13 protein-coding genes and 1 tRNA gene are annotated in these 12,699 nt (G+C 59.1%); all 14 read right to left on the bottom strand.

Annotation, left to right across the window (positions count from 1 at the left end; genetic code table 11):
• Positions 1-45 precede the first annotated feature (45 nt).
• Positions 46-1,020 carry a polyprenyl synthetase family protein gene (locus GE107_RS11320; protein ID WP_219639984.1) on the bottom strand — a complete coding sequence of 325 codons (975 nt, stop codon included), beginning with the start codon at positions 1,018-1,020 and terminating at the stop codon, positions 46-48.
• Positions 1,017-1,901 carry a menaquinone biosynthetic enzyme MqnA/MqnD family protein gene (locus tag GE107_RS11325; RefSeq protein ID WP_219639986.1) on the bottom strand — a complete coding sequence of 295 codons (885 nt, stop codon included), beginning with the start codon at positions 1,899-1,901 and terminating at the stop codon, positions 1,017-1,019. The genes GE107_RS11320 and GE107_RS11325 overlap by 4 nt, the downstream gene beginning before the upstream one ends.
• 1 nt (position 1,902) lies before the next feature.
• On the bottom strand, positions 1,903-2,538 hold the full coding sequence (locus GE107_RS11330; protein ID WP_255570404.1) for a UbiX family flavin prenyltransferase: 636 nt from the start codon (positions 2,536-2,538) through the stop codon (positions 1,903-1,905).
• Positions 2,532-3,407, bottom strand: a complete 876-nt coding sequence (locus GE107_RS11335; RefSeq protein ID WP_219639988.1) for a UbiA-like polyprenyltransferase — start codon at positions 3,405-3,407, stop codon at positions 2,532-2,534. The genes GE107_RS11330 and GE107_RS11335 overlap by 7 nt, the downstream gene beginning before the upstream one ends.
• On the bottom strand, positions 3,404-4,126 hold the full coding sequence (locus GE107_RS11340; RefSeq protein WP_219639990.1) for a demethylmenaquinone methyltransferase: 723 nt from the start codon (positions 4,124-4,126) through the stop codon (positions 3,404-3,406). The genes GE107_RS11335 and GE107_RS11340 overlap by 4 nt, the downstream gene beginning before the upstream one ends.
• A gap of 4 nt (positions 4,127-4,130) precedes the next feature.
• Positions 4,131-5,003 carry a heptaprenyl diphosphate synthase component 1 gene (locus tag GE107_RS11345; protein WP_219639992.1) on the bottom strand — a complete coding sequence of 291 codons (873 nt, stop codon included), beginning with the start codon at positions 5,001-5,003 and terminating at the stop codon, positions 4,131-4,133.
• A 118-nt stretch (positions 5,004-5,121) separates the two neighbouring features.
• On the bottom strand, positions 5,122-5,670 hold the full coding sequence (locus GE107_RS11350; RefSeq protein WP_219639993.1) for a hypothetical protein: 549 nt from the start codon (positions 5,668-5,670) through the stop codon (positions 5,122-5,124).
• A gap of 239 nt (positions 5,671-5,909) precedes the next feature.
• The gene (gene mtrB / locus GE107_RS11355) at positions 5,910-6,131 is read right to left on the bottom strand and encodes a trp RNA-binding attenuation protein MtrB (RefSeq protein WP_219639994.1); all 222 of its coding nucleotides are present in this window, start codon (positions 6,129-6,131) and stop codon (positions 5,910-5,912) included.
• Between the two features lie 68 nt (positions 6,132-6,199).
• Positions 6,200-6,276: transfer RNA gene (locus tag GE107_RS11360), tRNA-Pro, on the bottom strand.
• A 94-nt stretch (positions 6,277-6,370) separates the two neighbouring features.
• Positions 6,371-6,703, bottom strand: a complete 333-nt coding sequence (locus GE107_RS11365; RefSeq protein ID WP_483298237.1) for an HU family DNA-binding protein — start codon at positions 6,701-6,703, stop codon at positions 6,371-6,373.
• A gap of 42 nt (positions 6,704-6,745) precedes the next feature.
• Complete coding sequence (locus GE107_RS11370) at positions 6,746-7,732, bottom strand: ABC transporter permease (protein ID WP_219639998.1); 987 nt, start codon at positions 7,730-7,732, stop codon at positions 6,746-6,748.
• Between the two features lie 2 nt (positions 7,733-7,734).
• A complete protein-coding gene (locus tag GE107_RS11375) occupies positions 7,735-9,252 on the bottom strand; it encodes a sugar ABC transporter ATP-binding protein (protein WP_255570405.1) in 1,518 nt (505 codons plus the stop codon).
• A 452-nt stretch (positions 9,253-9,704) separates the two neighbouring features.
• The gene (locus tag GE107_RS11380) at positions 9,705-10,847 is read right to left on the bottom strand and encodes a sugar ABC transporter substrate-binding protein (protein ID WP_219640000.1); all 1,143 of its coding nucleotides are present in this window, start codon (positions 10,845-10,847) and stop codon (positions 9,705-9,707) included.
• 174 nt (positions 10,848-11,021) lie between these two features.
• A complete protein-coding gene (gene spoIVA, locus GE107_RS11385) occupies positions 11,022-12,500 on the bottom strand; it encodes a stage IV sporulation protein A (RefSeq protein ID WP_219640002.1) in 1,479 nt (492 codons plus the stop codon).
• Positions 12,501-12,699 lie beyond the last annotated feature (199 nt).

Here is a 12,699-nt window from a genome sequence, read left to right on the forward strand (position 1 = left end):
GCTGCTTTCAACATTTTACCACAAGTAAAAACGACTTCGTCGTGCTTAATAACTCCGCTGCGCCAAAAAACGCGTAATATCCGCCAAATTCTTCTTCGCGGGCAACTCGGGCAATCCGTCCAACGCCTGCAGCGCCTTGGCGAAATACCGGTTCGCCAGCCTTTCCGCGGCCGCGATGCCGCGGCTCGAACGCACCAGCCTCACGGCAGCGGAAGAATCCCCGTTCCCGTCGCTCCTGCGGATGGCCTCGATTTCGCGAAGCAAAGGTTCGCGAATCATTTCATCCTCCAGGGCGTACAGGACCGGAAGCGTGATATTGCCTTGCCGCAGGTCGCTGCCCGGCGGTTTGCCGATCACTTTCTCCGTTCCGCATAAGTCGAGCAGGTCATCCGTGATTTGGTACGCCATCCCGACGTTGTAGCCAAACCGGTACAGCGCGGCGCTCGCGGCGGGATGCGCCTTCGTGGCCAGCGCGCCCAGCTGGCAGCTGATCGCGATGAGCAGCGCCGTTTTGCGGCGGATGCGGAGAAGATAACGCCGGACGTTCTGGTCCACGTTGAAGAAATCGCGGATTTGCTCCATTTCGCCGATGCACATTTGCACCATTGCGCCTGACAAAATCTGGTGGATCCGGGGGTTTTCCAGCCGCGTGATGACGGTCAGCGCCTTGGCGTAAATAAAATCCCCCGTATACATGGCGATGCGGTTGTCCCATTTGGACTTCACGGTCAATTGGCCCCGTCTCGTTTCGGCGTCGTCGATTACGTCGTCATGGACGAGGCTCGCCATGTGGATCAACTCGAGCGAAACGGCTACTTTTTTCAAGGTTTCGAGAGAATAGTTTCCGAATTTGCCCGAAAGCAGCACGAGCACGGGGCGGATCCGCTTGCCCCCTGCTTTAAGCAGGTGGAGGGATGTTTCGCTGAGCAGCGGCAAATCGGTCGTGACCTCGCGTGTCATTTCCTCTTCGATCGCTTGCAATTCGGATTTCATGGCTGCGTACAGCTGGATCAATTTCATGATTTCACCTGCGGCTGGGATAGGTTGCCGGCAAGGGCGACGGCCGGCCATTCGGTCAGGCTCACTTTGCCCTCCATCAGGCCAAGCTCGCGGGCATACCGGAAATACAGCATCAGACCGGCCTGCTGTTCGGGGCCGAAATCGTGATGCAGGCGGGAGAAATATCCGCGCCAATAGGACGGGGTTCCGCCGATTTGGCGGAGCGCCTTGGACACGATCGGTCCCAGGTCGCGGGATGCCCGGCGTTTGCTTTCCATCAAGCCCTCGTAGATGCTTCGGACGGCCTCGGGCTGCCGGTCCGCGGCTTCGCGCCGGACGGCCCACAAGGCGAACGTCATCCAATGCCCGGTCCATAAATTCCATACTTCACCAAGATCAAGCACCCGATACCCGTGGTTTTGCCAGGAAGCCCGGATCGCATGGTCTCCGATCAGAAGCGCGGCGTCCGCGTCCCGCATCATCCTTTCCAAGGACGGTTCCGCGTCCTCGTAAACGGGATCTCCCCCGTAAAATTTCGTCATGATGATCTTGAGCAGGTTGACGGAGGTCGCCGACGTTGTCGTGAGCGCGATTTTGCCATGGATCACTTTCTCCAGCGGGGATTTCAGGAACAATAATATCGATTGCACCTTGCCGAGAGCGCTGACCGACAAGTTCGGAAGCAAATAATAAGAATCGGAGGACGCCCCGTACGCGAACGACGAAATCGCCGCCGCGTCGATGTCCCCCTCTTTCAGCTTCCGGTTCAGCGCCGCGGGCATTTCCGATACCTGCTCGGCAGGAAACCGGAGGCTCTCCGGTCGAAAATGGTGGAATACGGGCCACACGTTCGTGTAATCGATCCGCCCGATACGGAGCGGCCGTGCCAGACCGTCTGTCATGTCATTCTCCCCATCTGTTGTACAAGTTGTGGGCGATCCCCATGTTGTCCATCACTTTGCCGACCAGAAAGCCGACGAGATCGTCGAGCGTTTGGGGTCCGTGATAAAATGCCGGCATGGCGGGAATGATCCTGACTCCGAGTCTTGCCAGCTTCAGCATGTTCTCCAAATGGATGGCGTTCAGCGGCGTTTCCCTGGGCACGAGGAGCAAGGGTCTGCCTTCCTTCATCATGACGTCCGCGGCCCGCGTGAGCAGGTTCGTCGACGCGCCGGCCGCGATCGCCGCCAGCGACCCCATGGAGCACGGGACGATCGCCATGCCCTCGCACAGAAAAGAACCGCTGGCAATGGACGCGCCGATGTCTCCGAGCGGATGGTAAACCAAAGTTCCGTCCTGGACCGCTTCCCCGAATGCCGCTTGGAGCGCTTCCGTCCGTTTGGCTGCATTCCAGCCCAGCTCTTCCTTGAACACCCGCCATCCGGCTTCGCTCACAACAAGATGCACCTGAAAGCCGGCCTCCAAGAGCCGGCGGCACAGCGTAACGCCGTATACCGCGCCGCTGGCGCCCGTAATGCCGACGACCCAGCGCTTGGGTCTGACCGTGAGGCTTGTCCCCTGTCCGGTTCCCCTCACCAAGCTCTCACCACCACGAGGTCGATGAACGTAAACAAGAATACGACGGCGCTCAGCACCCCGTTCATCGTGAAGAAGGCGGCGTTCAGCTTGCTCAAGTCGTTCGGCTTCACCAGCCTGTGCTCATAGAGCAGCAACGCGCCGGCGACCACGATCCCGGCGAAGTACCACCAGCTGAGATCCGTCATGATAAGCAGCAGGGCGAAGCCGACCGCGGTCAGCGAGTGGAACATTCGGGCGATGCCGAGTCCGCGGGCGATGCCGAACCGCGCCGGAATGGAATAAAGCCCTTCCTTGCGGTCGAACTCGACGTCCTGGCAAGCATAAATCACGTCGAACCCCGCGGTCCACAGCGCAACCGTTACGTACAGAATCAAGGACGGCAGCGTGACTTCCCCCGTCACGGCAACCCAGCCGCCCAATGGGGCGAGTCCGATCGTCAGTCCGAGCACGACGTGGCAGAGCCAGGTGAACCGTTTGGTATAAGAATAAATGACCATCATGAAGACCGCGATCGGGAGCAGCTTGACCGACAGCGAATTGAGATTCGAAGCCGCCCAGAACAGCATGAAGAAAGAGACGATGATGAACAGAAGCACTTCGCCCGACTTGAGCAGACCGGCGGGCAATGCCCGCACCGCCGTTCTCGGGTTCTTCGCGTCGATGGCTTTGTCGATCAGCCGGTTCAGTCCCATGGCCGCGCTTCGCGCCCCGACCATCGCGAGCAGGATCCAGCCGATTTCTTGCCACTCCGGAAGCCGGCGCTGGGCCGTCACCGCTCCGAGAATGGCGCCGACGAAGGCGAACGGAAGAGCGAAAAGGGTATGCTCGAATTTGATCATGTCCAGAAAAATTCGGATTTTGCGGATCATACCCCGTCATTTCCCTTCGTACCGATGTGCAGCGCCGCGACGCCTCCGGTTAACGGATAGGCTCGGACGTTCTTCAGCCCCGCCCCGCGGAACCGCTCCGCCAGCTGCTGCAGATCCGGAAACACCGCCAGTGATTCCGGCAGCCACCGGTATTGATCGTATTTTTTGACCAGCCACTTCCCGATCAGGGGAAGCAGCTTCTCGAAATAAAAATAATAAAGGCCCTTAAAGGGCTGCCAGTCGGGCTTCGATAATTCCAGACAGACGACTTTGCCGCCCGGCTTCACGACGCGTTTCATCTCGCGCAGCACCTGGTCGATGTCCGGCACGTTGCGAAGACCGAATCCGATCGTCACGAAGTCGAAGGAATTGTCCGGAAACGGAAGCGACATCGCGTTCCCTTCGACGAGCTTGATCTTGTCCGTAAGGCCGAGCTTGTCGATCTTCGCCTGTCCGACGGCCAGCATGCTTTGACTGAAATCAAGGCCCACGGTCTCGGCTCCGCCGCTGGCTTTGGCGAGCGCGATCGTCCAATCCGCCGTGCCGCAGCACAAGTCAAGCGACGTCTGGGCGGGCTTCACGTCCATCTTGCGCATCGCGAACTTTCGCCAAGCCTTGTGGCGACGGAAGCTAAGAATATCGTTCATCATGTCGTACTTGGGAGCGATGCTCTCGAATACGGCGTGTACGTGTTGTTTCGAGTCGACGTCCGTTCTCATGCGTTCACCCCAATTCCTTCAGCGCGGCCGCCGGCTTGGGACCGCCGGCGGACAGAAACGGCTCGATCAGCGGCTGCAGCTCGCGAACGAGCTTGTCCGAAGGAAACCGACCCACCAGCTCCCTCAATTGAACAGCGGATTGCCGGAGCAAACCGCCCAGCTTCTCGGCGACGCCGTATTTATCCATCAAGTGGCGGATGAGGCTGCTGTCATCCCGGTTTTCCCTCAGCGCCCGCTGGTCTTCCTCCGTGCCCTCCTGCATGACATGCCAGAAGCCCCAGCCCCTGCCCGGCGCCGCTTCCGTTTCCCGCAGCTCCTGAAGCAGCACCTCGCAGCGGCAATAGCGCTCCACCAGCTCCGGCCACAGCCGTTCGTACAAGCCGTGCATGAACCCGGTGAACGACAGGAACAGGCCGGATTTGATCTCCGCCCCGTAATGGACATACTCTTCCGCGCCCAGCTTAAGCTGTTTCATTTTCGAATAGACGTTCATCTTGATCCGGTTCAAGTCGCAGATGGCCTCGCTCAGCAGGCGCACGGCTTCGATTTGTCCCGCTTGGGAGAGCAAGTGGTAGAACCGGCTGCTGAAATAATCGCCCGCCAGCACCTTCAGCTGCCTGGAACGCATGGCCGGCATGCCGTTCTTGGCGTCCGCGGGGCCGTTCTCCACCATGTCGTGCGTATCCAGGCCCATCTGGACGAGGGATGCGACCAGGGCCAACAGCTCCCGGTGCGAGGCCGCGGACGGCTGCTGGCTGAGCACCGCGTGCAGCAGCCGAACCCGTCCGGAAGGAAATCCCGGCAGCTCCGTGTGAAGGGAGATCATGTCATGGTTCATATATTTGTGGGCCAACTGTTCAACCCGGTACCTTGTCATTCTTCAGCCTCCGAACATGGGGCCGTCCCGATCGTCCTAACCGTCGGAGAACGGCTTCATGATTTTATCTATTATAACATAACCCCGATGACGCCGCATAAGACACCTCGGTTGTTCATCAATTTGCTATATTTCGAATCCAGCGTTCTCCGGCCGGCGTAACGGACAGCCCCGCGGCCCCGGCAAAAGCCGCTTCGGCCCCGGCTTGCGGCCGCGCGAGGCGTTCAAGCCTTTCCAGCCGTTTGCCCGTCCACTCGTCCCGGCTCGGGGCTCCATAGAACAACAGCGTCTTCCTGCCGTTCGTTTCCAGGTATACCCGGATCAGCGTCCGATGAACGTTCCCGGTTTCGCCGAACGCAAAGCGGAGCAGCCCGGCCATGTCGCTCCAGAGGGAATCGTCACCCCGAACGCCATTCCTCAAGGTCAGATCGATCGTCAGGATCGAGTGGTCCCAGCCGACCTTCGTGATTCGGTGGTTCAACCGGAGACTCGCCACGGCATCCGCGAGATTGTCGTCCGAGATCGTCATCCCGCCTTCCGGGACCGATACCGCCGCGGCCTCCCGAAGCTCCTGGACGCGGGGCTCCGCCGCGGGAAGTCTCCCCAGCGCCAGCATGGCGGCAAGGGCCGCGAACGACGACAAGATCAGCATCCGGATGTGGGACATGCGCGGTCGTCTCCTTCCGTTCGGAAGTCTCTGCATATCCCATTGTACATATCGAGAAGGCAAGCTATGCCTGCCCCCCTCCGCCTATTCTTTCGTCGGCACAAGAAGGTCTGCCTTTTCTATTCGACACCAATCAACAAATTCCTTCGTCCATCGGCAACGCTCGGGTTACCGGTCCGGTTGCCGGAACAGAAAAAGGGACCTTATCCCGGTCCCTTCGGCAATCAACCGCATGATTCCTATGCATCCGTATCCAGCGTTCCGAACTTGGTCATCACGGTCGCTTTGCCCCGGATCTTAATGGCGGACGTGTGCTCGGTGAATTGGGCGATCAGCACTTCTCCCCGGTCGAGTTTCTCGGTATGGTGGAATTTCGTGTCCGACCCCCGCGTGAGCCCGATCACTTGGACGCCGCCTTCTTTGGCTTTTATGACAACGTACTCCGCTTGGTTCGATTCCATCGCCCGCTGGCCTCCTTCTAGAAAAAGAAGACGACCGGTTCGCGATCGTCTTCGTCGGCGTTATGTAATGGTCGAGACGACAGGATTTGAACCTGCAACCTCACCCACCCCAAGGGTGCGCGCTACCAGATTGCGCTACGTCTCGTCGGCTTCCATTATCGGCACCGATTGAGTATAGCACAGGCCCAAACCTGAGCGCAACCCCCAAACCATCACAAAATCAAGCAAAAAACCATGTTTTATTTAATGCCTTCTTTTAACGCCTTGCCCGGCTTGAAAGCGGGAATTTTCCCGGCGGGGATTTCGATTTCGTCACCGGTCTGCGGATTGCGTCCCTTGCGGGCGGAGCGCTCGCGCACTTCGAAGTTGCCGAAGCCGACGAGCTGCACTTTGTCGCCGTTCTGCAACGCTTCCGAGATCACGTCGAACACGGCGTCCACCGCTTGCGTGGCATCCTTCTTGGACAGGTCGGTCAACTCGGCTACTTTCGCGATCAGTTCGGTTTTGTTCATGGCCTTCACCTCCCACAACGGAACGTGGCTTAGTAACTGTTTATCCGTTTCATCAGAAATTATACACGCGCAAAACCCGAAGTTTCAAGCCGGACGCGAGGTTCAAGCCCTTTTTCTGTTCAGGTGGATGAACGTGACGGCCAAGGCGAGCACAAGCACGATCCCTTTGATGATATCGTTCTTGTAATAATCCACGTTCATCATCGTTAATCCGTTCACCATAACCCCCATGAGAACGGCACCGAAAAAAGTGCCGATAATGTTTGGACGGCCTGCGGCGAACACGGAATAGCCCACGAAGACGGCGGCGACGGAGTCCATCAGCATGGGAGCTCCGGCGTCGATCTGACCCGAGCCGATCCGTGCCGCGAACAGAATGCCTCCGATGGAAGCGAAAACGGCCGAAGCGACGTAAGCAAGCGTACGCACTTTTTTCACGCGGAGCCCCGACAACCTGGCCGCTTCCTCGTTGCCTCCCGTCATGATCATTTGGCGGCCCCAGCGCGTGTATTTGAAGAAAACGTGAGCGCCGGCGACGGCAATGACCATCAGGATGACGGGAAACGGGACGCCCAGCAGCTTGCCCTGCCCGATCCACAGAAACGGCTTCAACATGACGCCGGGGGCCGTAGTGCCGTCCTGCAAAGGCATGTTGTTGTAAATGGAGTAGCCTTTGGTATAGGTCTTGTGGATGCCGTTCACGATGTACATGACCGCGAGCGTGGCGAGCAGATCCGGGATCCGGATCTTGACGATGAGGAAAGCGTTCAACAGCCCGACGGCGGCGCCGACGAGCAGCGGGACGATCAGCACGACCGCCAGCGGCATTTCGTACCATACCATAAGCGTTGCCGTCAGCACCGTGGACAGCGACATCGAGGCCCCGACGGACAGGTCGAATCCGTCCACCGTCAGCGAAATCGTGACTCCGATGGCGACGAACGTGACGATGGAAATCGCTCGCAGGATGTCCATCATGTTGTCGAACGTGAAGAAGGCCTCTCTCGACAGCGAAAAGAACAGGATGACAAGTCCGATGAAAATCAAGGTGCCATATCGGAACGTAAAATGGAGCAAACGGTTTTTCAAGGTTATTCCTCTCTTCCCGCGCTGGCGTAATAAAGCAGGTTCTCCTGCGTCGCTTCCCCGCGGCCGAATTGTTTGACGATGACGCCGTCGCACATGACGAGTATGCGGTCCGCGAGACCGATCGCCTCGGCGAATTCGCAAGTCAAATACAGGACCGCCTTGCCTTGGCGGGCCAGCTCGCCGATGATGCGGAAAATGTCGCTTTTCGCGCCGACGTCGACGCCCTTGGTCGGCTCGTCGAACAGGAACACTTTCGCGTCCGTCGCCGTCCATTTGCCAATCGCGACTTTCTGCTGGTTGCCGCCGCTCAAATAAGCGGTCAGTTGCCCGAGGCCCGGCGTTTTGATGCCGAGGCCGGCTACCGTGCCGATGCCGTGCCTGCGTTCGGCGGACCCGGATACGAAACCGAGCCGGCTGATCGATTTGAGGATCGGCAGGCTCAGGTTGTGGAGCACCGATTCGCGTACGAGGATGCCTTCCTTGCGGCGCTCTTCCGGCACGAGGGCGAACCCGGAGCCGATGGCGGCCGCCGGGGAGCGGAGGTCGGCAGGCTTGCCGTCTACCGTCACGGTTCCCCGCTCGGCTCGATCCGCTCCGAACAGCAGTCTCGACAGCTCCGTTTTGCCCGCGCCGACCAAGCCGACCACCGCGACCACTTCGCCCGCCCGGACGTCGAGATCGACGCCGCGCACCCGAGTGCCCGCAGCCAGATCCCGCACCGACAGCACGACTTCCCCGATGTCGGCTTGCAGCTTCGGATATTCCTCCTCGAAGCTTCGTCCGAGCATCGCGCGAACGACCCCATGGGTGTCGGTTTCCTCGCTCGGCTTGGTCCACACCCGTTGCCCGTCTCGCATGACGGTGATTTCATCTGCGATCCGGAACACTTCCGGCAGCCGGTGGGAAATGAAGACGACCCCGATGCCGTCCCGCTTTAGCCCCTCCATGATGCGGAACAGCGTCTCCGCCTCTTCCAGGCTGAGCGGAGCGGTCGGCTCGTCGAGAATGACGAACTTCGCGTTCATAGACAGCAGGCGCGCGATCAGGACGAGCTGCTTCTCGGCCAACGTCAGGTCGCGCACCAGCTTGCGGGTGGACAGCGCGAGGCCGATCCGCTCCAGCACGCCGGCGGCTTCTCCGTGCACGGTTCCCCAGCGTACCCACCCGCTGCCTGACGAGGAAGCGAGCTTGTCCAGCATGATGTTCTCGCCCACCGTAAGATGGGGAACCAGCGAAGTATCGACTTCCTGGTACACGCAATGGATGCCCGCCCGCTTGGCTTCTGCAGGAGACCGTAGCGCGACCGGTTTGCCGTCGATTTCGACCGCTCCTTCATCGGATGGGTACGCACCCGACAAAATTTTCATCAGCGTGCTTTTGCCGGCGCCGTTCGCGCCGAGCAAGGCGTGGATTTGCCCGCCGCGCAGCGTGAAATCGACGCCGTTCAGCGCGGGCACCCCGGCGAACGCCTTGGCGATGCCCCGCATGCGCAGAACGCTGGCGTTTTCTTTCGCTCCCATATGGGCCTCTCTCCTTTCCGCCATTATACTAGATTTCCCCCGAAGTGACGTGATGCTCTGATGTTATCCGTTCATTATCTCGGAGCCTATGGCGTCCTGAGCGGTGTCCGTACCAAGGGCCGCCATTCTACTTTGGCGGGAAAACCTCCCGCAATTCTCGATCTTTTCGCGGATTTTGGGAAAATAGCGGGAAAAACACCCGCTAAAATCGGGGCAAAACCCGATTTCTGCGTGAAGCTCCGAAAGGAGTGGGCAATTTTCTCCCACTAATCATACGCTATAGGCCAAAACGCAAAAATAGTGGGAGGTTTTCCTATTATTCACCGAGTCTGTGCGAAGGGCGCCGATCGAAGTGGACATTTAATACTTCGCCCCGCCGAAAACTTTCAAATCTTGATCCGGAACAAAAACGGCGCGGTTGTTGGCCGCGCCGCCCCATTTTTGCGTTACCGTTACTTGCCGACCGATGCTTCGAGAGCTTTCAGGTAGTCCGTATTGCCTGCGTCGCTCTGTCCCCAGCCTTGAACGTACTGAGCCAGATCGGCCGTCGTCACGGCTTTGTCTTTCGGGAGCATGTCCCGGTGCACGAAGACCGGCTCCAGCTCGACCGTCGCGTCCGTCGTGTCGCCATGCAGCTTTTGGTAGAGGTAACGGACTTGCACGGTGCCGATCGAAGACGGGTCTACCGCCGCGGAAGCGACCCACGGGCTCGTCGGATCCTGGATCATTTTCAGGTCCTCGTCGCTCAGATCGATGCCGTAGATTTTGATTTCGTCGCGTCCCGCTTGCTTGATGGCGTTGGCCGCTCCTTTGGCGAACTCGTCCCAGGACGCCCATACCGCCGCGATGTCGCCTTTGTTCGGATATTGCTTGAGGACGGCTTCCAGCTTGTTCTGCGTATCGAGCTGCGGATTGCTGGCGTCGCCGAACGCCGCGACTTCCTTGAGGTCCGGATATTTCTCCTGGAACTTCTTATAGGAAATTTGCCGGCTCTCCATCGGAGGGAAACCCGCAACCCATACTTTCACGATGTTGCCTTTGCCGCCCGTATCCTTCGCCAATTGCTCAAGCGTCAGCTCGGCGAGCTTCTGGTCGTTCTGCGCCAGATTGGTTACGCCTTCGATGCCGTTCAAAGCGGAGTCGAACGCCACGACCGGGATTTTCGCTTCCAACGCTTTGTTCACGCCTGCCGTCAGCGCGCCCGGATCGCCGTGGTCGATCAGGATGCCGTCGAATTTCTGGGTCACCGCGGAATCGAGGTTGGCCGCCATCTTGTTAAGATCGTTGTCCGAACCGAGGACGGTCAATACGCCTCCGAACTTCTCCACTTGCTTCTTGACGCCGTCAATGTATTGCGCGGAGAACGTGCCGGTGTTCAGACGCATGATCAAGGCGATTTTCTTGCCTTTCAGCGCTGCGATGCCTGCGTCGGCGCCCGAGGAACCCGATGGCGAAGCGGATGCCGATTCGCTGGGGGAAGCCGATGCCGAAGGCGAGCTTCCTCCGGTTTCTTCTTTCTTCCCGCATGCCGCGATCGCGAGCGCGAACGCCAGAATCAACGACAGCAGGGCAAATGTCTGTTTTCTCTTAGCCATGAATTCTTTTCCTCCCCATCTTGCTTGTCCCATGAAACTAGAATTACATTATCATGTTAATTCCGAGTACGTCAATCGGGTTTAGAAAAATATTTTTATGTCGAAATCGTGTCGAAGAGGAGCGATTCGAGCAAAAAGAAAAACACCCTTTCGGGCGAAAGGGTGCTTCCGGATTTACAGAATGATCGCGATCAGCCCGCCGGAGCCTTCGTTGATGATGCGTCCGAGCGTTTCCTGCAATTTGTAGCGGGCATTGTCCGGCATCATCGCGATTTTGCCCTGGATGCCTTCGCGCACGATGGAATGCAGCGAACGGCCGAAAATGTCGGACTCCCAAATTTTGATCGGGTCCTTCTCGAAGTCCTGCATCAGGTAGCGGACCAGCTCTTCGCTTTGCTTCTCGGTACCGATGATCGGAGCGAACTCGGACTCCACGTCGACGCGGATCATGTGGATCGACGGCGCGGTCGCCTTGAGCCGCACGCCGAAGCGGGAACCTTGGCGGATGAGCTCCGGTTCGTCGAGCACCATCTCTTTAAGCGTCGGAGCCGCGATGCCGTAGCCGGTCGTCTTGACCATCTCCAGCGCTTCGGCGAAGCGGTCATATTCGCGTTTGGCGTGGGCGAACTCCTGCATCAGCTGCAGAAGGTGGTCCTTGCCGCGGATTTCGGTACCGACGACCTCCATCAGGATCCGGTCATACAGCTCGTCGGGCGCGTACAGGTCGATCTCGGCGACGCCTTGACCCATATTCATGCCGCTGAGACCCGCGCGGGCGACGAAGTCGTACTCCATGAACTGGGCCACGACGCGGTCGACGTCCCGCAGCCTGCGGATATCCTTCACCGTCTCGCGGACGGAAGTCTCGTAACTCGAGCGCAGCCAGTGTCCTTCGTTCAGGACCATCACCCAGCTCGGAAGGTTTACGTTCACTTCGTGCACGGGGAACTCGTAAAGCACCTCCCGCAGCACGCCGATCACTTCGTCTTCCCCCATGGTGGCTGCGGAGAGGGTCATGACGGGAATGTCGTATTTAGCCGCCAGCTCGCTCCTGAGCGCCTGGGCCTCCTCGCTCCTCGGCCGCGTGGAGTTCACGACGAGCACGAACGGCTTGCCGACTTCCTTCAGCTCGGCCACGACCCGCTCCTCCGCGTCGATGTAAGCGCTGCGCGGAATTTCCGCGATCGTCCCGTCGGTCGTCACGACGACGCCCAAGGTCGAATGCTCTTGGATGACTTTGCGGGTGCCGATCTCCGCCGCTTCCTGGAACGGAATCGGCTCTTCGAACCATGGAGTCGAAATCATCCTCGGTCCGCTTTCGTCTTCGAAGCCTTTGGCCCCCTCTACCGTATATCCGACGCAGTCGACGAGCCGGACGTTCACTTCCAGCCCTTCGGCGACCCTGATTTGAACCGCATTGTTCGGGACGAATTTCGGCTCCGTCGTCATGATCGTGCGGCCGGCCGCGCTTTGCGGCAGTTCGTCGATGGCCCGGATCCGGTCGGCCTCGTGCGAAATGTTGGGCAGCACGACGGTTTCCATGAACCGCTTGATGAAGGTCGATTTGCCCGTCCGTACGGCGCCGACGACCCCGAGGTAGATATCGCCTCCGGTGCGCTCGGCGATATCCTTGAAAATGTCTACTTTTTCCACTCAGAATTCCCTCCCATCGTAATCGCGAAACGAACGCGTGCCGCCAGCGCGACGGAACTCGTACACGAATTTGGACTGGTAACATTGTATGTGCGAGGGTCCGGATTATGACCCTTCCGCCCAAAATGTTTCCCATGCCGACGTACGCCCGCCGGCGCTCCTGTTGGTTTCCTCAACAAGCATATGAGAGGGAATCTGC

The sequence above is a fragment of the Cohnella sp. CFH 77786 genome, assembly GCF_019400745.1.
GTDB lineage: Bacteria > Bacillota > Bacilli > Paenibacillales > Paenibacillaceae > Cohnella.